19 protein-coding genes and 2 pseudogenes are annotated in these 19,704 nt (G+C 66.4%); 14 read left to right on the top strand and 7 right to left on the bottom strand.

Annotation, left to right across the window (positions count from 1 at the left end; genetic code table 11):
- The first annotated feature begins 18 nt into the window (after positions 1 to 18).
- The 13 genes and pseudogenes from AB4Y99_RS05480 to AB4Y99_RS05420 all read left to right on the top strand — a co-directional run.
- A complete protein-coding gene (locus AB4Y99_RS05480) occupies positions 19 to 984 on the top strand; it encodes an ABC transporter permease (RefSeq protein ID WP_038364407.1) in 966 nt (321 codons plus the stop codon).
- Positions 981 to 2,168: an ABC transporter permease gene (locus AB4Y99_RS05475; RefSeq protein ID WP_441522637.1), complete on the top strand. Its 1,188-nt coding sequence runs from the start codon at positions 981 to 983 to the stop codon at positions 2,166 to 2,168. The genes AB4Y99_RS05480 and AB4Y99_RS05475 overlap by 4 nt, the downstream gene beginning before the upstream one ends.
- Positions 2,169 to 2,197: 29 nt before the next feature.
- The gene (locus AB4Y99_RS05470) at positions 2,198 to 3,340 is read left to right on the top strand and encodes a glycosyltransferase family 4 protein (RefSeq protein ID WP_441522636.1); all 1,143 of its coding nucleotides are present in this window, start codon (positions 2,198 to 2,200) and stop codon (positions 3,338 to 3,340) included.
- Positions 3,337 to 4,110 carry a polysaccharide deacetylase family protein gene (locus tag AB4Y99_RS05465; RefSeq protein WP_441522635.1) on the top strand — a complete coding sequence of 258 codons (774 nt, stop codon included), beginning with the start codon at positions 3,337 to 3,339 and terminating at the stop codon, positions 4,108 to 4,110. The genes AB4Y99_RS05470 and AB4Y99_RS05465 overlap by 4 nt, the downstream gene beginning before the upstream one ends.
- Before the next feature lie 147 nt (positions 4,111 to 4,257).
- Positions 4,258 to 5,538 (top strand): glycosyltransferase family protein, encoded by a 1,281-nt coding sequence (locus AB4Y99_RS05460; RefSeq protein WP_051988119.1) that lies wholly within the window; start codon positions 4,258 to 4,260, stop codon positions 5,536 to 5,538.
- A gap of 76 nt (positions 5,539 to 5,614) precedes the next feature.
- Entirely contained in the window at positions 5,615 to 5,806 is a 192-nt protein-coding gene (locus AB4Y99_RS05455; protein WP_038363727.1) for a twin transmembrane helix small protein, read from the top strand.
- 232 nt (positions 5,807 to 6,038) lie between these two features.
- Entirely contained in the window at positions 6,039 to 6,554 is a 516-nt protein-coding gene (locus AB4Y99_RS05450; protein ID WP_051988118.1) for an acyloxyacyl hydrolase, read from the top strand.
- A 68-nt stretch (positions 6,555 to 6,622) separates the two neighbouring features.
- Positions 6,623 to 7,204 carry a cob(I)yrinic acid a,c-diamide adenosyltransferase gene (locus AB4Y99_RS05445; protein ID WP_441522634.1) on the top strand — a complete coding sequence of 194 codons (582 nt, stop codon included), beginning with the start codon at positions 6,623 to 6,625 and terminating at the stop codon, positions 7,202 to 7,204.
- 7 nt (positions 7,205 to 7,211) lie between these two features.
- The gene (locus AB4Y99_RS05440) at positions 7,212 to 7,910 is read left to right on the top strand and encodes a rhomboid family intramembrane serine protease (protein WP_038363723.1); all 699 of its coding nucleotides are present in this window, start codon (positions 7,212 to 7,214) and stop codon (positions 7,908 to 7,910) included.
- 174 nt (positions 7,911 to 8,084) lie between these two features.
- Positions 8,085 to 8,831 (top strand): electron transfer flavoprotein subunit beta/FixA family protein, encoded by a 747-nt coding sequence (locus AB4Y99_RS05435; protein ID WP_441522633.1) that lies wholly within the window; start codon positions 8,085 to 8,087, stop codon positions 8,829 to 8,831.
- Positions 8,831 to 9,775: an electron transfer flavoprotein subunit alpha/FixB family protein gene (locus AB4Y99_RS05430; protein WP_441522632.1), complete on the top strand. Its 945-nt coding sequence runs from the start codon at positions 8,831 to 8,833 to the stop codon at positions 9,773 to 9,775. Before AB4Y99_RS05435 ends, AB4Y99_RS05430 begins: the two co-directional genes overlap by 1 nt.
- 83 nt (positions 9,776 to 9,858) lie before the next feature.
- Entirely contained in the window at positions 9,859 to 10,743 is an 885-nt protein-coding gene (locus AB4Y99_RS05425) for a 3-hydroxybutyryl-CoA dehydrogenase (RefSeq protein WP_038363715.1), read from the top strand.
- Between the two features lie 207 nt (positions 10,744 to 10,950).
- Positions 10,951 to 11,367, top strand: a pseudogene (locus AB4Y99_RS05420) (HNH endonuclease); the annotation flags it as partial.
- Here AB4Y99_RS05420 and AB4Y99_RS05415 read toward each other — a convergent pair.
- The 7 genes and pseudogenes from AB4Y99_RS05415 to AB4Y99_RS05385 form a co-directional block, all read right to left on the bottom strand.
- Positions 11,325 to 11,957: pseudogene (locus AB4Y99_RS05415) on the bottom strand (slipin family protein); the annotation flags it as partial. The pseudogenes AB4Y99_RS05420 and AB4Y99_RS05415 sit on opposite strands and share 43 nt — an antisense overlap.
- Positions 11,954 to 13,342: an NfeD family protein gene (locus AB4Y99_RS05410; protein ID WP_441522631.1), complete on the bottom strand. Its 1,389-nt coding sequence runs from the start codon at positions 13,340 to 13,342 to the stop codon at positions 11,954 to 11,956. The pseudogene AB4Y99_RS05415 and the gene AB4Y99_RS05410, both read right to left, overlap by 4 nt.
- Positions 13,343 to 13,448: 106 nt before the next feature.
- Entirely contained in the window at positions 13,449 to 14,540 is a 1,092-nt protein-coding gene (locus AB4Y99_RS05405) for an ABC transporter ATP-binding protein (RefSeq protein WP_441522646.1), read from the bottom strand.
- Positions 14,540 to 16,048: an argininosuccinate lyase gene (locus AB4Y99_RS05400; RefSeq protein WP_441522630.1), complete on the bottom strand. Its 1,509-nt coding sequence runs from the start codon at positions 16,046 to 16,048 to the stop codon at positions 14,540 to 14,542. Before AB4Y99_RS05400 ends, AB4Y99_RS05405 begins: the two co-directional genes overlap by 1 nt.
- 3 nt (positions 16,049 to 16,051) lie before the next feature.
- Positions 16,052 to 16,903, bottom strand: coding sequence for a carbohydrate ABC transporter permease (locus tag AB4Y99_RS05395; protein ID WP_038363673.1), 852 nt, complete (start codon positions 16,901 to 16,903; stop codon positions 16,052 to 16,054).
- Position 16,904: 1 nt separating this feature from the next.
- Positions 16,905 to 17,834 carry a carbohydrate ABC transporter permease gene (locus AB4Y99_RS05390; protein ID WP_441522629.1) on the bottom strand — a complete coding sequence of 310 codons (930 nt, stop codon included), beginning with the start codon at positions 17,832 to 17,834 and terminating at the stop codon, positions 16,905 to 16,907.
- 11 nt (positions 17,835 to 17,845) lie between these two features.
- Positions 17,846 to 19,117 (bottom strand): extracellular solute-binding protein, encoded by a 1,272-nt coding sequence (locus tag AB4Y99_RS05385; protein ID WP_441522628.1) that lies wholly within the window; start codon positions 19,115 to 19,117, stop codon positions 17,846 to 17,848.
- Positions 19,118 to 19,277: 160 nt separating this feature from the next.
- Between AB4Y99_RS05385 and AB4Y99_RS05380 the strand changes: the two genes are divergently transcribed.
- On the top strand, positions 19,278 to 19,704 hold a 427-nt coding region (locus tag AB4Y99_RS05380; RefSeq protein ID WP_441522627.1), incomplete at its 3' end, for a LacI family DNA-binding transcriptional regulator.

The following is a 19,704-nucleotide window of genomic DNA, read 5'->3' as shown; positions in this document are numbered from 1 at the left end:
TTCAAGCGCATCCTGATCATGATCCCGACGCTGCTGGTCACCAGCGCGCTGATCTTCACCGTGATCAACCTGCCCGAAGGCGATTATTTCGAGACCCTCGCCGCCGAGATGCAGGCGCAGGGCGAGAAGGCCGATATGAGCCGCATCGAGTTCCTGAAGAAGGAGTACGGCTTCGACAGGCCCCCGGTGGAGCGCTATGCCTGGTGGGTCGCRGGCCTGCTCCACGGCGATATGGGCTATTCCTTCGAATACCAGCGCCCGGTGCGGGAGATCGTCGGCGACCGGCTCCTGCTGACGATGATCGTCTCCTTCGCCACGATCCTGTTCACCTGGATCGTGGCCTTCCCGATCGGGATCTATTCCGCGACGCATCAATATAGCTGGGGCGATTACGGCCTGACCTTCCTCGGCCTGATCGGGCTTGCCGTGCCGCACTTCCTGCTGGCGCTCGTCTTCATGTACTTCGCCAATCTCTGGTTCGGCCTCTCGATCGGCGGCCTCGTCGATCCGCAATATCTCAACCAGCCGATGAGCTGGGCGAAGCTCAGATCGGTGCTGGAGCATCTCTGGATCCCGGTCATCATCATCGGTGCCGGCGGCACCGCGGGCATGATCCGGGCGCTGCGCGCCAACCTGCTCGACGAATTGCAGAAGCAGTACTACACCACCGCCCGCGCCAAGGGCCTGCCGCCGGGCAAGGCGCTGCGCAAATACCCGTTGCGCATGTCGCTCAATTTCTTCATCTCCGATATCGGCGACATCCTRCCCTCGATCGTCTCGGGCGCGGAGGTCGTGGCGATCGTGCTGTCGCTGCAGACGACGGGCCCGCTGTTGATCCGCGCCCTGCAGAGCCAGGACATGTATCTCGCCGGCTCCTTCCTGATGTTCCTCTCCTTCCTCACCGTGATTGGCGTGCTGATCTCGGACATCGCGCTGGCCATCCTCGATCCGCGCATTCGCTTGCAGGGGGCTGCAACGAAGTGACCGCGAACTCGCTCAAGGATCTGCCGCCCGAGGGCGCGCCGCTGCCGCATGCGGTCTCGACGGCCCCGTTCGAGCCCTATGCCACCGAGGAGATGACCGCCGAGCAGGAGCGGGTCTATCTCGCCTCGCAATGGCAGTTGATGTGGTGGAAGTTCCGCAAGCACAGGCTCGCGGTGATCTCGGCCGTCCTCATCTTCGTGATCTATGCGATGGCGGCCTTCGCCGAGTTCCTTGCGCCCTATCACTACAGCACGCGCAACACGGATTTCATCCGCGCGCCCGGCCAGCAGGTCCGCCTCTTCCACGAGGGCGCGTTCGTCGGCCCCTTCGTCTATCCCTTCAAGCTCCATCTCAACATGGAGAACCTGAAGCGCGAATATGCGGAGGATCGCGAACGGCCGGAGAAGCTGCGCTTCTTCTGCCGTGGCGACGGCTACAGCTTCTGGGGGCTCGTGCCGGGCAATCTGCACCTCGTCTGCCCGCCGGAGGGCGGCACCTTCTTCTGGCTCGGCTCCGACCGGCTCGGCCGCGACATGCTCTCCCGCATCCTCTATGGCGGACGCATCTCGCTCTCGATCGGCCTGATCGGCGTCAGCATCTCCTTCGTGCTCGGCGTCATCATCGGCGGCATCGCCGGCTACTATGGCGGCCGGGTCGACCTCGTTGTCCAGCGCATCATCGAGATCGTGCAGTCGCTGCCGCATATCCCGCTCTGGCTGGCGCTGGCCTCGATCATGCCGCCGTCCTGGAGCCCGGTGGTGGTCTATTTCGGCATCACCGTGATCCTCGGCCTGATGGACTGGACGGGGCTCGCCCGCTCGGTGCGCTCCAAGCTGCTCTCTCTGCGCGAGGAGGATTATGTCGTTGCCGCCCAGCTCATGGGCGCGCGGCCGCGGCGCATCATCGCGCTGCATCTGGTGCCGGGCTTCATGAGCCATCTCATCGCCTCGGCGACGATCACCATCCCCCGCACCATCCTCGGCGAAACGGCGCTCTCCTTCCTCGGCCTGGGCTTGCGGCCCCCGATCACGAGCTGGGGCGTGATGCTGAACGAGGCCCAGAACATCAATGTGGTGGCGCTCTATCCCTGGCTGCTCTATCCGGTCATCCCGGTGATCGTGATCATCCTTGCCTTCAACTTCCTCGGCGACGGCCTGCGCGACGCGGCCGATCCTTATCGCTGAGACATCGCCACGCCGCCTGCGAACCGACTTTGCGCATCGCTTTCCACACTCCGCTCAACCTGTACGACGATGACGGCGTCTCCGGCGACCGCCGCATGGCGCGCCAGCTCGTCGCGGCCCTGCGCTCGCTCGGCCATGTCGTCGAGCCGGTGAAGGCGGGACGGGGCTATCTGGCCGATTCAGACGCGACCGCCCTCGCCCAGCTCGAAGCCGACGCCGCCGGATTGCGCGAGCGCCTGCTCACCTCCTGGCAGGACAAGGCGGCCGAGCCCCCCGATCTCTGGTTCACCTACCACAACTACTATCGCGCCCCGGACCTGCTCGGCCCGGAGATCGCGGCCGCGCTCGGCATCCCCTATGTCACGGCCGAAGCAAGCGACGCCGCGCAGCGCGCCCAGGGCGAATGGGCACGCCACACGGCGCTCGTGCGCCATGGACTCGAGGCCGCCGACACGCATTTCTTCTTCACCGACCGCGACCGGCAAGGGCTCGAGCCCTGGCGCCAGAAAGGGACCGCGCTCCTGCCGCTGCCGCCCTTCGTCGCCTTCGACCGCGAGCCGCCCCGGCACATCGCCCGCAGCGGCGCGCCGCGCCTCGTGACCATCGCGATGATGCGCGAGGGCACCAAGCTGAACAGCTATCTCGCGCTGGCCCGCATTCTCGAACGCATCCGCGACGAGGACTGGAGCCTCAGCGTCATCGGCGACGGGCGCAAGCGCGGCGAGATCGAACGGGCTTTCGCCGGCTTGCCCGCCGGGCGCATCGCCTGGCTCGGCTTGCTGGACCGCGAACGGGCGCTGGCCGAGCTCGCGGCTCATGACGTCTTCGTCTGGCCGGGCATGCGCGAGGCTTACGGGCTGGTCTATCTCGAAGCGCAGGCGACAGGACTGCCCGTCGTCGCCTTCGACAGCGGCGGCGTCTCGACCACCGTCGAGGCCGGGAAAACCGCCCTGCTGGTGCCGGAAGGCGACGAGGCCGCTTTCGCGACCACGCTCTCGGCCCTGCTGCGCGACGGCGCCGTGCGCGCTGCCATGGGGGCGCAGGCGCGTCGCTTCGTGCTGACCGAGCGCACCACGGAGCGGGCCGCCGAAAGGCTGGCGGCGGGCCTCGCCATCGCCTGCCGCAACCGCAGCCTGAAGCGCCGCGCCGCGACCGGAAGGGAGGCTCCATGAGCGCCGCCCTCTGGTCTCCCCTCATCGAGGAACTCGGCCATTGGCACGCCGCCGGCCGGCAACTCCGGCTCTGGCTGCGCGATGACGACGCCATCGGCCCCAGCGCCGCGCTCGACCGGCTCGCAACCTGTGCCGAGCGCTTCCATGTGCCGGTCCTGCTTGCCGTCATCCCCATGCTGGCGGAAACCGCCCTTGCCGGGAGCCTGCGCGACAGCCCGGCGCTCCTGCCCTGCCAGCACGGCTGCTGGCRTCGCAACCATGCCCCCGCCGGGGGGAAGAAATCCGAATTCGGGCCGGATCGCGCGCCAGAGGCTGTCGATACCGAGATCGTGAAAGCCTCGTTGCGTCTGCGCGACGTGCTGGGCGAGGCCATCCTGCCGGTCTTCGTGCCACCCTGGAACCGCATCGACCCAGGCCATGCCGCCCGCCTGCCGGCGCTCGGCTTCACGGCGCTGTCCTGCTTCCGCGATCATCGCAACGGCCCCGATGGCGGACCTCAACTCCTCAACACCCATATCGACGTGATGGACTGGCATGGCGGGCGCATCGGCCGGAATCCCGCCGGATTGATCGCCGAAATCGTGGATCTGCTGATGGAATGGCGCGGGCGGCCGCAAGGGCCCGACACGCTCGGCCTCCTCCTGCACCATCGCGATCACGACGAAACCGCCTGGGCTTTTCTCAGCGACCTGCTTGCGCTGGCGGACAGCCACTCTGCCGTCGCGCTCGCCGATCCGCGCAGCCTGATAGGCCGGGGCGGCACGGCATGAAAAAAGCGGCATCTCCCTCGGTCAGGCAGGCTTGGATCGCCCTCGGCGCCACGCTATAGGTGGGTACAACCATGCTGCAGCATGGCTGTCTGGTGTGCTCGGCCCCGCCAGGAAGTCGTCTGACCCGTTGTGGAGGCCGGCGTTCCCATGTCGTCCAATGTCATTGATCTGGTGGGCCCCGAACGGAGCCCGCGCAGTTCCCACGCCCCGCGTGTGCTGATCTACAGCCACGACACCTTCGGGCTGGGCCATATCCGGCGTTGCCGCGCCATCGCCAACGCGCTGGTCGCGAGCTTTCCGCACATCTCGGTCATCATCGTCTCGGGTTCCTCGGTGATCTCGAGCTTCCAGTTCGGTGACGGCGTCGACTATGTCCGCATCCCCGGCGTCGAGAAGCAGAGCGACGGCCATTACGGCCCGCATCACCTCAATCTCGAGCTCGACGACACGATCCGCCTGCGCACCGACATCATCAAGCAGACGGTGCTCTCCTTCGATCCGGACGTCGTGATCGTCGACAAGGAGCCCGTCGGCCTGCGCGGCGAGCTCAAGCCCGCGCTCGACATCCTGCGCCGGCGCGGCGCCCGCATCGTGCTCGGCCTGCGCGACGTGCTCGACGAGCCAGGCAAGCTGCTCGAGGAATGGCGCCACAGCGGTGCGCTGGAAGCGCTCGACACCATCTATGACGACGTCTTCGTCTATGGGCTGGAGAGCGTCTACGAGCCGCTCGCCGGCCTGCCGGATCAACAGCGCTTCTCGGCCAAGACCCGCTATCTCGGCTATCTCAAGCGCGCGGTGCCCTCGCCCATGCCGCCCAACCGCTATCCGCGCATCACCAAGCAGCCCTTCATCCTCGTCACGCCCGGCGGCGGCGGCGACGGTGCCGGTGTCATCGACTGGGTGATCTCGGCCTATGAGGCGGACCCGACGATCGCGCTGCCCGCGCTGATCGTCTTCGGTCCGTTCATGTCCCGCGAGAAGCGCAAGGATTTCGCCGAGCGCATCGCGCGCAATCCCAAGCTCGAAGGGCTCGGCTTCGAGCCGCGCCTCGAACTGCTGATGAACCGCGCCCACTGCGTCGTCGCCATGGGCGGCTACAACACCTTTTGCGAGATCCTGTCCTTCGACAAGCCGGCGCTCGTCGTGCCGCGAGTCCGGCCGCGGCTGGAACAGGCGATCCGCGCCCATCGCGCCGAGGAGCTGGGGCTGATCGACGTCCTGGCCGACCCCGCCCAGGACGGCGACGGTGTACGCGACCCCATGGTCATGGCGGCAGCGCTCCACGCCCTGCCGAAGCGGYTGCCGCCGTCACAGGCCTTCGTGCCCGATCTGCTAGACGGCCTGCCCGCGATCTGTCGCGCGCTCGCCGAGAACCTCTCCTCGCCGGTGCGGACGCGTGCCCTGGCGCCGAGCGTGGCCTTGAGCTGAGCTGCGACATCTTGCAACCACCGCGGCAGCCATCTCGATGCTGGCAAAGTGCCGGTCGGCGGATTAAGCCTCAGTCATGACGCTCTCGAATTCGCTCGTCCCCATCGCCGTCGGTGCCGTTGCGGTGGTGCTGCTGCTCGGCCTGATCAACATGATGCGCGGCGGCAGCGCCAACACCTCGCAGAAGCTGATGCAACTGCGCGTCCAGCTTCAGTTCCTTGCCATCGTCATCGTCGTCTTCGTGCTCTGGTGGCGCAGCGGGCCGTGATTGGCCACGATGTTGCAAACATTTGAATCAATTTGACTTTCCGAATCGAAGGCGCTGTGGATCGAGGCCTTCAGGAAGGGCTTTGCCACAATCCGAACACGAGTGTGTGCGCTTCACTAACGCCAGTTTCCCTTCTCCGCCGGTGATCATGGTTCGCGTCGCGTTGCTTCTTGTTGCCGGTTGCCTGCTCAGCTCGCCGGGCTGGGCACAATCGAGATCACTGTCGCCGGCCGTGTCGAGCTACGCGCCCGCCGCGGAACCGCCCGCTCCCGCCTGGGAGGCGCGCATCGGCGGAGGCCTCGCGAATCCGGGCGGCCGCGAGGGCGGATTGGCCAATATCGCCGGCGAGGTCCTGTCGCCGCGCCTCGTCCCGCTCAGCGACCGCATCGCCGCCGCCTTCATCCCGCGCTTCAACATCGGCTCCAGCGTGAACCTCAACGGCACCCGCTACGCCTATGCCGGCGCGGCCTGGACCTTTGACATCAGCAAGGACATCTTCGTCGAAGCGAGCCTCGCGGCGGCGGTCCATGACGGCAAGACCGGAGCGATCATCCCGGAAAATCGCCTGAGCCTCGGCTGCAACGCCGGCACGCGCGAGGCGGCGGCGCTCGGCTTCCGCCTGTCCGATCGCTGGAACCTCGTCACGACGCTCGAGCATTTCAGCACGGCGGGCTGCTCTGGCCAGCCCGGCACGGCGTCGCCGCGCGGCCCGGCCAATATCGGCGCCAAGCTCGGCTACACCTTCTGACATCAGGATGAGGACGGGGCGGCGAAGAGCCTGCTTCCGTCGCACCCGCGCCGCGCTATAAGCGGTGCATGGTCAAGCTCAACCGCATCTACACCCGCACCGGCGACGACGGCACCACCGGCCTGACATCCGGCCCGCGCCGCCCGAAATTCGACCTGCGGGTCGCGGCCTACGGCACCGTCGACGAGACCAATGCCTGCATCGGCCTGGCGCGGCTTCATGCCGCAGCCGAGGATGCCGAGGTCGACGCGATGCTCGGCCGCATCAGCAACGACCTCTTCGATCTCGGCGCGGATCTCTCGACGCCGGAGACGGACAAGCCCCTCGCCTTCGAGCCGCTGCGCATCGTGCAGTCCCAGGTCGACCGGCTCGAAAACGAGATCGACCGGCTTAACGGGACGTTGGCGCCGCTGCGTTCCTTCGTGCTGCCGGGCGGCACGCCTGCGGCAACGCATCTGCATCTCGCCCGCACCGTCAGCCGCCGGGCCGAACGCCTGATGGCGGAGCTCGCCGCCACCGAAGGCGAGGCGGTCTCGGGCCCGGCCCTCAAATACATCAACCGGCTCTCGGATTTCCTGTTCGTTGCATCCCGCTTCCTCAATGCGAAGGCCGGTGGCGACGTTCTCTGGGTTCCCGGACAGAATCGCTGAGCCAGCCATGTTCGTCCCGATCTATGATGGCGTGCCGCTGCGCTTCACCCGCTCAGCCTTCATCACCTACGGGCTGGTCGCGGCCTGCACGGTGATCCAGATCGCGCTCCGGTACTGGCCGCATCAGGAGAGCGACATCGCCATGATGGCCGGCTTCGGGATGATTCCCTCGGTGCTGTTCGGCACGGCCGTACTGCCGGAAGGGCTGGTTCACGCGCCAGCCTGGCTGACCCCCTTCAGCAACATCCTGCTCCATGCCAGCTTCGCACATCTCATCGGCAACATGCTGTTCCTCTGGGTCTTCGGCGACAATGTCGAGGACGCGATGGGCCATGCCCGCTTCCTCGCCTTCTTCTTCCTCTGCGGGCTCGGCGGCTCGCTCGCGCACGCGCTGGTCTATCCGGATTCGGAGCAGCCGCTGGTCGGGGCATCCGGCGCGATCTCGGGCGTCATCGCCGCCTATCTGATGCTCTACCCGCGCGTTCGGATCTGGGGTCTCGCCTTCAAATGGATCCCGGTCCACGTCCCGGCCGTCTATACGCTCGGTGGCTGGATCGTCTTCCAAGCCGCCTCGGCCTGGTTCGATCCGCAAGGCAATATCGGCTGGTGGGCCCATCTCGGCGGGCTCGCCACCGGAGCGGCGCTGACGCCCCTGTTCATCCGCCGCGGCGTCACCCTGTTCGGGCGTCGGGCCGCGCAGCCATGACACTGCCCGTCCCGGCTTCGATTCCGCCCGGATTGCGCCGGCTGACGGCGTTGACAAGCGCAAATGCCCATCGCTACGGTCCGACCGCATTCCAGCCGAAGGCCGCGATGCCGCCATCCCGCTCTCTCCGGCGGCGCGGCGCAAGGCGCATTTCTTCTGAACGGTGATCTGACGATGAAGATCYTGGTGCCCGTCAAGCGGGTTGTTGATTACAACGTGAAGATCCGCGTGAAGGCGGATGGGTCTGGCGTCGAGCTTGCGAACGTCAAGATGTCGATGAACCCGTTCGACGAGATCGCCGTCGAAGAGGCGCTGCGCCTGAAGGAAGCCGGCAAGGCGACCGAGGTGATCGTGGTTTCGATCGGCCCGGCTCAAGCCGCCGAGACGATCCGCACGGGCCTGGCCATGGGCGCCGACCGCGGCATCCTCGTGAAGGTCGATGGGCTGGTCGAGCCGCTGGCGGTGGCCAAGCTCCTGAAGAAGGTGGTCGAGCAGGAGGCCCCCGGCCTCGTCATYCTCGGCAAGCAGGCGATCGACGACGACGSCAACCAGACCGGCCAGATGCTSGCCGCSCTGCTCGGCTGGCCGCAGGGCACCTTCGCCTCSAAGGTSGTGRTCGGCGAYGGCTCGGTCGACGTCACCCGCGAGGTCGATGGCGGCCTGCAGACGGTCCAGCTCAAGCTGCCGGCGATCGTCACCACGGATCTGCGCCTGAACGAGCCGCGCTACGCCTCGCTGCCCAACATCATGAAGGCGAAGAAGAAGCCGCTCGACGAGACCTCGGCCGAGACGCTCGGCGTCGATGTTTCGCCGCGCCTGAAGGTGCTGAAGACGGAGGAGCCGGCCGGCCGCTCCGCCGGCATCAAGGTGGCCAATGCCGCCGAACTCGTCTCCAAGCTCAAGACCGCCGGGGTGATCTGATGACCACGCTGCTGATCGCCGAACACGACAACGTTTCCGTCAAGGACGCCACCGCCAAGGCGCTGAGCGCCGCCGCCCAGCTCGGCGCACCCGTCCATATCCTCGTCGCCGGTGAGGGCGCCAAGGCCGCGGCCGAGGCGGCTGCGAAGCTCGCGGGCGTCGAGAAGGTGCTGCTCGCCGACGACGCGGCCTACGGCCACGCGCTGGCCGAGCCGCTGGCCGCGCTGATCGTCAAGCTGGCAGGCGCCTACGACGCCATCGTCGCCCCCTCCACGACCACCGGCAAGAACGTRCTGCCGCGCGTCGCCGCCCTGCTCGATGTGATGCAGGTCTCGGACGTCACCAAGGTCGTCTCGCCCGACACCTTCGAGCGCCCGGTCTATGCCGGCAACGCCATCCAGACGGTGCAATCCGCCGACGCGAAGAAGCTGCTGACGATTCGCACCGCCTCCTTCCAGGCGGCCGGAGAAGGCGGCTCGGCTACCGTCGAGAGCGTCTCRGCCGCCGAGAACCCCGGCAACTCGTCCTTCAAGGGCGAGGAGGTCGCCAAGTCCGACCGTCCGGAGCTGGCCTCGGCCAAGATCATCATCTCGGGCGGACGCGCGCTGGCTTCGGCCGAGAATTTCRSCAAGGTGATCGARCCCGTCGCCGACAAGCTCGGMGCCGCSATGGGCGCCTCGCGCGCCGCGGTSGATGCCGGCTACGCCCCCAACGACTGGCAGGTCGGCCAGACCGGCAAGGTGGTCGCACCCGAGCTCTACATCGCGGTCGGCATTTCCGGCGCGATCCAGCATCTCGCCGGCATGAAGGATAGCAAGGTCATCGTCGCCATCAACAAGGACGAGGAGGCCCCGATCTTCCAGATCGCCGATTACGGCCTCGTCGGCGACCTCTTCACCGTCCTGCCGGAGCTCGACGCCGAGCTCGGCAAGGCCGGCAAGTAAGACTTGGACTGAACGTGCCGGGCCGCCCCCATGGGCGGCCCGTTCGCTCCCGCGGGGAGCGGGAAAGATATCGGGATCGGATCATGTCGGACCAGGCGATCAGGAAGATCGGCATCATCGGGGCGGGCCAGATGGGCAACGGCATCGCCCATGTGGCGGCGGTGGCCGGGTTCGACGTGAAGCTGCACGACCTCGCCGAGGAGCGCATCAATGCGGCGCTGGCGACGATCGACGGCAACATGGCGCGTCAGGTGATGAAAGGCGCGCTTGCCGAGGACGAGCGCCGCGCGGCCATCGGCCGGATCGAGGCGGCCCCGGGGCTGGAGAATCTCGGCGAGTGCGACCTCGTCATCGAGGCCGCGACCGAGAACGAGGAGGTCAAGCGCAAGATCTTCACCGCCGTCTGYCCGCATTTGCGGCCGAAGGCGATCCTGGCCTCCAACACCTCCTCGATCTCGATCACCCGGCTCGCGGCCGCGACCGACCGGCCCGAGCACTTCATCGGCATTCATTTCATGAACCCGGTGCCGCTGATGCAGCTCGTCGAGCTGATTCGCGGCATCGCCACCGATGACGGCACTTTCGAGCTCGCCAAGGACTTCGTCGGCAAGCTGCACAAGACGGCTTCGGTGTCGGAGGATTTTCCGGCCTTCATCGTCAACCGTATCCTGCTGCCGATGATCAACGAAGCCGTCTACACGCTCTATGAGGGCGTCGGCTCGGTCGAGGCGATCGACGTCGCCATGCGGCTCGGCGCCAACCATCCRATGGGTCCGCTCCAGCTCGCCGACTTTATCGGCCTCGACACCTGTCTGTCGGTGATGCAGGTGCTGCATGACGGTCTCGCCGACTCGAAATATCGCCCCTGCCCGCTGCTGGTGAAATATGTCGAGGCCGGCTGGCTCGGCCGCAAGACCAAGCGCGGATTCTACGATTATCGCGGCGAGAAACCCGTCCCGACCCGCTGAGCGAGCCTTGCGGCACCTCCTGCGCCGCGAAGATGGCGGGTTTCCCTGCCCGCCATGGCGAGGGGAAATGCCTCTCGGTCACGCGCAGGCATGTCGCACCCGCAACAAGTTCCTTCACATTCCTGTCGTCTCGCGCTTACATTGATCGTCAGGCGGGATTCGTCCCGCTGACGAAGCGGAGGTGCGACGGGTTTGACGGCGCATGTGATGCATCCGATGGCGTCGCCGGACGGCTGTCCGGCTCTCGTCCTCAATGCCGATTTTCGGCCACTGAGCTACTATCCGCTATCTCTCTGGAGCTGGCAGGACGCGATCAAGGCGGTCTTCATGGACCGCGTCAACATCGTCTCGGAATACGATACGGTGGTCCGCAGTCCGAGCTTCGACATGCGGCTGCCCTCGGTCGTCTCGCTGAAGAGCTATATCAAGCCATCGCGGACACCGGCCTTCACCCGCTTCAACGTCTTCCTGCGTGACCGCTTCGCCTGCCAATATTGCGGCACGCGCGACGAGCTGACCTTCGACCATGTCGTGCCGCGCTCGAAGGGCGGGCTCACCACCTGGGAGAACGTCGTCGCGGCCTGCTCGCCCTGCAACCTGCGCAAGGGCGACAAGATGGCCGCCGCCTGCTGCTCGCCATCGGCGTTGATCACCTTGGCCCGCCGCAGCCGCTCCGCCTCGGCCTGCTTGGCGATGGCGCGGACCATGCTCTCGTTGAGATCGACATGCTTGATCTCGACATTGGAGACCTTGATGCCCCAGGCATCGGTGCGCTGGTCGAGAATCTCCTGGATGTCGCTGTTGAGCCTGTCGCGCTCAGCCAGCATCTCGTCGAGCTCATGCTTGCCGAGCACCGAACGCAAAGTCGTCTGCGCCAGCTGGTTGGTGGCCGTCATGAAATCCTCGACCTGGATGATCGCGCGCTCGGCATCGACGATGCGGAAATAGAGCACTGCATTGACCTTCACCGAGACGTTGTCGCGCGAGATGACATCCTGCGGCGGCACGTCCTGCACCACGACGCGCAGGTCCACGCGCACCATCTGCTGGACGAACGGGACGAGGATGATGAGGCCCGGCCCCTTGACCCCGGTGAAGCGGCCGAGCGTGAAGACCACGCCGCGCTCATATTCCCTCAGGATGCGGATCGCAGCCGACAGGAACAGCGCTGCCAGCAGCGCTATGATCAGATAGGCCACATAACTGACGATCATCGCTTTGCTCCGTCATTTGCCGCATCGCGCCGCCGCACCGTCAGCACGAGGCCGCTGACGGCGGTGACCTCCGCGCTGCCCCCCGGTGCGATGGCCTCGTCGGCCTTCGCCCGCCAGCGTTCGCCGAGCGCCAGCACATGACCCTCGCCGCCATTCCAGTCGAGGACGTCTACGGCAAGGCCACGCATGGCCTCGCCGCCAATGCGCGGCGGATTGCGACGCGCCGCCCAGAGATAGGTGCCGGCAAGCAGGGCGAGTGCCAGGCTGAGCGCAGCGGCGGGGCCGATGACGGCCCAGGACACGCCGAAGCCCGGCCCTTCGGTCTGAAGCAGCATGGTGGAGCCGAGCAGGAAGGCGGCTGCGCCGCCGAGCCCCAGCACGACCGTCGGATTGAAGGTCTCGATGATGAGGAAGGCAACGCCGAGCAGCATCAGGGCCAGCCCGGTATAGTTGATCGGCAGCTGATCGAGCGCGTAGAGGCCGAGCACGAGGCAGATGGCTCCGACGACACCGGGCGCCACCGCGCCGGGGCTGACAAACTCGAAGACGAGGCCATAGAAGCCGACCAGCATGAGGATGACGGCGGTGTTCGGATTGGTGATGACGGCGAGAAGCTGGATGAACCAGCCGGGCTCCAGCGTCTCAACGGCCAGGCCCTTCGTGGCCAGAATCTCCTTCTTGCCGGCCACCTCGACGGTGCGGCCATCGGCCAGTTGCAGGAGTTCGGCCGTGTCGCGGGCGACGAAGTCGATGACACGCTGATCGAGCGCTGCGCTGGCCGAGAAACTCGCCCCCTCGCGCACGGCCTTTTCGCCCCAGTCGCCATTGCGCCCGCGCAATTCGGCAAGCGAGCGGATCAGCGCGACCGCGTCATTGGTGACCTTGATCGTCATGGCATCGACGGGCGCCCGCGCGCCGGTGTCCTTCCCGATGCCGCCCGGGCCGTTATCCTTCTCGCCGCCGGGGAGCGAGGGCAGCCCGCCGATCTGCACCGGGGTGGCGGCCCCGAGATTGGTGCCGGGTGCCATCGCCGCGACATGGGTGGCGTAGAGGATGTAGGTGCCGGCGCTCGCCGCATGACCGCCGGCAGGCGCGACATGGCCGATGACAGGAACGGGAGAGGCCAGGATGTCGGCGATCATCTCGCGCATCGAGGTGACCAGCCCGCCGGGCGTGTTCAACTGCAGGATGAGGACCGCGACCTTCCGCTCGGCAGCGACGTTCAGCGCCCGCTTGAGCTGGCGGGAGCTTGCCGGGCCGATGGCGCCGTCGATCGCGACACTCAAAGCGACCCTGCCCGCCACCGTTTGCGCGGGAGAGAAGGAGGAGAGGATCGCCGCGGCCGCGACGGCCGCCGCGAAAAGGGCCACCCGCGCGAGTCTCACGCTCAGAACTCCGTGGAATCCATATGGGGTGGATTCCTGCGAAATCCATGAGGCCGGCAACGGCGGCGGAACGGCCGATGCCTCGCTGGCGTCCGTCTGCGCGGGCTCAGTTGACGAGCTTCTCCGTCCGCTTGTCGAAGACCCGCAGGCTGTTCGCCTCGGCCCCGAAGGCGACCGCATCGCCGGGCTTGAACGAGACCGTCGAGGGCGCGCGGGCGACCAGCTGTCCGGCCGGCAAGTCGAGCAGGACGAAGGTTTCGGAGCCGTGCGGCTCGGCCACCCGGACCCTGCCTTCGATTCGGATGGGGAAATCGCCGCGYCCGCCGCTGAGCAGATGCAGCTCCTGCGGCCTCACGCCGAGAACGATGGGCTGGCCGGCCTCGACACCGCGCGGCAAGCCGCCGAGGCCGGAAAGATCGACGGCAGCGGCATTGGCCTCCAGCTCCACATGGCCGTCGGCGACAATCCCGTCGATCATGTTCATCTCCGGCGTGCCGATGAAGCGCGCGGTGAAGATGTCCGCCGGCCGGTTGTAGAGATCCATCGGCGCGCCGACCTGCAGGATGCGGCCGTCGCGCATCACGACGATCCGGTCGGCGAGCGACATCGCCTCGACCTGGTCATGCGTGACGAAGACGATGGTGCTGCCGAGCCGCTGGTGGAGCTGCTTGATCTCCAGCCGCATCTGGCCGCGCAGCTGGGCGTCGAGGTTCGAGAGCGGCTCGTCGAACAGGAAGGCGACGGGATCGCGCACCATCGCCCGGCCGATCGCCACGCGCTGCCGCTGCCCGCCGGAGAGCGCGGCAGGGCGGCGTTCGAGATAGGGCTCCAGGCTCAGGGTTTTCGCGGTCTCGCGGATGCGCGCCTGCTTCTCCGCTTTGGAGAGCTTCGAGGTGTAGAGCCCGAAGCCGATATTCTGCGCCACGGTGAGATGCGGGTAGATCGCGTAGTTCTGGAAGACCATCGCGATGTTGCGGTGCTTGGGTTCGCGGTCATTGACCACCTGCCCGCCGATGCGCAGCGTCCCGCCCGAGATCGCCTCCAGCCCGGCGATCATGCGCAGCGTCGTCGACTTGCCGCAGCCCGAGGGGCCGACGAGCACGACGAATTCGCCATCATCGATCGTCAGGTCGATGCCGTGGACCGTGGTGATGCTGCCATAGCGCTTGACGATCTGCTCCAGCTCGATGCGTGCCATCATCCACCCTTTGCGATCTCGTGAACGCGGCGTTCGAGCTCGGCGGCCGCGGCGCTTTGCCGTTGGGCGATGTCCGTCGCGTGCCGATCGAATCCATCGAGCGCCTCGCGATAGCCGGCAAAGGCGGCATCGAGCGCTGCCGGCGCCGGGCCGCCGAAACGGCCGCGAACCGCGACGAAATGCTCCGGCGAGACCATCCGGGCGAATTCGGCCGCATCCGCCGCCGGCTTGCGCCCGACATGGTGCTCGAAAGCCGTGGTGAAGGCCGGATAGCCGTCGGTCGGCAAATCTCCCGCCATGGCGACGACCGCACGGGCGACATCGGCGGCGATCTCATGGCCGAGCCGGAAGGACAACCCCTCACTGCGCACCAGCCAGTCGCCAAGCTCGGTGATCGTGGCGCAGGAACGGCTGAGATTGACCGCGACCCGGTCCGGGTCGATCTGCCCGGCGCGGATCGTCGCGGTCAGCAGGTCGAGAACGCGCAGCCCGACATCGATCGCCTGATAACCCATCTCATGGGTCTCGGACTCGCTGTCGGTCATGTCGGTGAAGGGGGTGTTGTGCATCACGTCGACCACGGCACGGGCACGCCCAACCGCCTGGCCCGAGAGATGGCGCAGATGCTCGAACGGCACCGGATTGCGCTTCTGCGGCATGATCGAGGAGATCTGCACGAAGGCGTTCGGCAGATAGAGCTGCCCGACCTCGAAGCTCGACCAGAACTGGAAATCCTGGACCGGCCGGCCGAGATGCAGAAACAGCAGCGAAACCGCGCTGTAGATCGAGGTCAGGTAGTCGGTCGCGGCGATGCAGGAATAGGAGTTCTGCAACGGTGCGGCGAAGCCGAGGAGATCGGCGACGCGCTGACGGTCGATCGGGAAGCCCGAAGTGGTGATCGCGGCCGCGCCGAGTGGGCAGAGATCGACGATGCCGCGCGCGGCCTCGATCCGCTCGATGTCGCGGATCAGGATCTCGATGATCGCCGCGAGATAATGCCCATAGGTCGTCGGCTGGGCCGGCTGGCCATGGGTATAGGCGACGATCAGCACGTCGCGGTCGCGCGTGGCGGTATCGATCAGCACCGCCAGCAATTGTCGGCAGGCCGCGAGCAGCCGGTCGATGCGCGGCAGCAGGTCGAGCTTCAGGAAGGTGTGGTCGATGTCGTTGCGCGAGCGCGCCGTGTGCAGCCGCCCGCCGATATCGGTCCCGGCGCGCGCCTTGAGCTCACGCTCCATGTAGAAGAAGTAGTCCTCGACATCCCCGCCATAGGCGAGTGCGGCGGGGTCGATCTCGCGCTCCATCGCCAGCAGCGCGCGGGCGATCGCCGCGCCCTGGCCGGCATCGAGGATGCCGGTTTCGACCAGCATGACGAGATGGGCGCGGTCGATCCGGCGCAGCGCCTCGGCATGGTGATGGCGAGCGCCGTCGAAGAGCGGCCTCAGCACGGTCTCGCGATAGACCGGATCGGGAAAGCGCGATCGGTCGTTGGTCTGTAAGGAACCCATAGCCTAGCCTTTGACCCCGGCGAGCATGACGCCGCGTACGATGTAGCGTTGGAAGAACAGGAAGATCGCCAGCGTCGGGATGGTGGCGAGCGCCGCCCCCGTCATGATCAGCTCCCACTGGATCGACTGCTCGACGGCGAAACTCGAAAGGCCGACCGGCAGCGTGTAGAGCGACGGGTCGGTGGTGACGATCAGCGGCCAGAAGAAGGCCGTCCAGTTGCCGAGGAAGGTGAAGATCGCCAGCGCCGAGAGCGCCGGCGTGACCAGCGGCAGCGCCACCTTCCACCAGATCGCGAACTCGTTGAGGCCGTCGACGCGGGCCGCCTCGAGGAAGTCGTTCGGCACCGTCTCGAAGAACTGCCGCATCAGGAAGACGCCGAAGGCGGTGACCAGCCCCGGGAACATGATGCCCCAATAGGTGTCGATCCAGCCGAGCTTGCTCGCCATCAGATACCAGGGAATGACCAGCATCTCGGTCGGGATCATCAGCGTCGACAGGATCGCCAGGAAAACCAGGCGGCGGCCGGGAAAGTCGAATTTTGCCAGCGTGTAGGCGACGAGGCTGTCGAAGAACAAGCAGGACAGCGTGACGATCGTCGCGATCAGCGTCGAGTTCAGGAACCAGCGGACGAAGCGCCCGTCGGACAGAACCTTGACGTAGTTGGCGAGCGTCGGCTGCTCGGGGATCAGGCGCAGATCGTAGACATGGCCGGCCGTCTTTAGCGATGTCGAGAACATGAAGAGCAGCGGCGTCATCATGACGATGCCGCCGAGGAAAAGGATCGTCCAGGCGACGATCCGGCCGGGGCGGATGGTGCTGCCATAGGCGTAGGAGGGCTTTGCGCTCTCGCTCATCTCAGCGGCTCCTCAGGATCCAGAGCTGCGCCATCGAGATCGAGAACAGGATCACGAACAGCACGACGGTCTGGGCCGCGGCATAGCCCATCTGGTAGGAGGAAAAGGCCGTCTGGTAGATCATCAGCACCAGCGGCTTGGTCGAGTTGAGCGGCCCGCCGGGGTCGTTGCTGGTCATGTTGTAGACTTGGTCGAAGATCCGCAGGAAGCCGATCGACGAGAACACGACCAGGAAGACGGTGGTCGGCTTCAGCAGCGGGATGGTGATGCGCGTCAGGATCGCCCCCTCCCCCAGCCCGTCGATSCGCGCCGCCTCGTAATAGCTCGWCGGAATGGCRCGCARGCCCGCCATGAASAKSAYGATCTGGAAGCCGAGATGCGCCCAGATCGCGGTCAGCATGATCGCCGGCAGCGCCTGGTCGATCGAGCGCAGGAAGGGCTGGGCGGGGATGCCGACGGAGCCGAGGATGCTGTTGATCACGCCGATCGGCGGCGGCTGGTAGAACCAGCGCCAGACCCAGGCCATCGCCGCCGCCGTCGTGAGATAGGGCAGGAAGTAGAGCGCCCGGATCAGCCCGTGCAGGAAGGTCACCCGGTCGAGATAATAGGCGATGGCGAAGGAGAGCAGGATCGCGATCGGCGTGCCGAAGACGAGATAGGCGAAGGTGTTGCGGAAAACCTGCCAGAACACCGGATCGGCGAAGAGCTTGCGATAATTGTCGAGGCCGACGAAGCGCGCCTCGTTCAGCAAATCCCAGTCGGTCGTCGACAGGTAGAAGCCTTCCAGCGTCGGGTAGAAGCGGACGATGGCGAAGAACAGCACCGGCAGGGCGAGGAAGGTCCAGGCCCAGACGATCTGCTTCGTCGAAATCGACAGCCGCCCCCAGACCCCGCTGGCGCCGGCGCTCCGGGGCGATAATGTCACGGACATGCGCGGGCCTCTTATTTGGCCCTGAACTTGTCGAGGATGGCCTGCTCACGCGTGGCCGCCGCATTCAGCGCGTCCTTGATCGGCGTGTCCTTCAGCAGCACGGCGTTGATCATGTCGATCGAGACCTGGCGCTGGGCCGCCTCGTCGACCATGGGCGGCGTCGCCGCATAGTCGAGCCCGCGGATGAAGGGGCCGTAGATCGGGTCCTTGATATTGGCCTCCGTCAGCGCGACGGCGCGCCGGGCCGGCAATTCGCCGACCTTCTCAAGCCAGATGTTCATCGCCTTCTCGGAGGAGATGAAGGCCATGAACTTCTCGGCCGCCGCGAGCTTCTCGCCCGTCGCCGAAGCGCCGATGGCATTGGCGAAATAGCTGCCGAAATTGGCCTTCTTGCCGTCGTGGGTCGGCAGCTCGACCACGCCCCATTTGAAGCTTTGGATCGTCTTGTAGGAGGCGACGCGGAAGGTGCCGTCCACCACCATGCCGGCGAGGCCCGCACGGAAGGCCGCCTGGCCCTCATCCATGAAGCTCTCCTGGCCGACACGGTGCACCTTCTGCAGGCCGGTGTAGAAGGCGAGCGCCTTTTCTCCGGCCTCGGTGTTGTAGGCGACCTTGCCGCCATCGGCGGAATAGGATTCGCCGCCATATTGGCGCACCAGGATCTCGCGCCACCAGTTATGGTCCTGCCGGGCGATGTCGAGCGCGATGCCGACCTGCTGGAAATTCCCGACCGCGTCGCGCTTGGCGATCGCCTTGGCGGCCGTAACGAATTCCTCCAGCGTCTGCGGCGGCTTTTCCGGGTCGAGCCCGGCCTTCTGGAACAGGTCCTTGTTGTAGAACAAGGCCATGGAACGAACCGCGGTCGGCAGGCCGTAATATTGCTCGCCGCGCTTCATCGCTGAGACGATCGGGAAGAAATCGCGCTCGATCTCGGCATTCTTGAAGGCCGTCTGCGGCAGCGGCTGGACCAGCTTGCCGGCGATGAAGGTGTCGAGCCAGCCATAGAAGAGCTGCATCACCTCCGGGCCGCGCCCGGCCGCCTTGGCCGCGATCAGGCGCGTCTGGTAGTCGGCATAGGGGAAGGTGACCTGCTTGACGGTGATGCCGGGGTTCTCGGCCTCGAACTGCTTGATCAGCTCGGTCATCGCCTGGACGCGGGTGTCGAAGACGTATTGCCAGTACTGGATCTCGACGGCCTGCGCGCGGCCGGAGCCGGCGGCGAAGACGCCGAGCGCCAGCGCAGAGGCCAGAAACGATCGGCGGGCGACCTTCATGAAATTCATCTGGGGCATCCTCCCGGGAGCATCACTGTTTGCCAGTGTATTATGCAAGCGCTTGCATGCTACGGAGATGCGGGGATTTGTCAACCGGCCCTGATATGGGCTATTTCTGGCGTGTACTCGGCAAGCACCTGATGCCTTGCCGCATGATGAAAGCAAGCGCTTGCACAAAAATGCCGCCGATCTGAAGACGCTCGCCCTGCAGCTCGGTCTGTCGCAATCCACCGTGAGCCGCGCCTTGCGGGCCCATCCTGGCATTCCCGAGACGACCCGCCTGCGCGTCGTCTCGGCGGCCGAGGCGGCCGGCTATCGGCCGAATGCGCGTGCCCGCAGCCTCGCGCTTGGCCGGGCCGAGACGATCGGGCTGTCCTTTCCGCTCGAGCGCCTGCAACTGCCCGAGACCAATTTCGTCGATGTGCTGGCGGGCATCTCGACCGCCATCACCAGCCGCAACTACAATTTGCTGCTGTCTCCTTTCCAGGGCGACGAGGCCGCCGTCCTGCGCCGGCTTCGACCGCCATCACCAGCCGCAACTACAATTTGCTGCTGTCTCCTTTCCAGGGCGACGAGGCCGCCGTCCTGCGCCGGCT

The organism is Allobosea sp. TAB14 (assembly GCF_052113865.1).
In the GTDB taxonomy this organism is placed as follows: domain Bacteria; phylum Pseudomonadota; class Alphaproteobacteria; order Rhizobiales; family Beijerinckiaceae; genus Allobosea; species Allobosea spartocytisi.
This window is presented reverse-complemented; position numbering and strand designations above follow the sequence as displayed.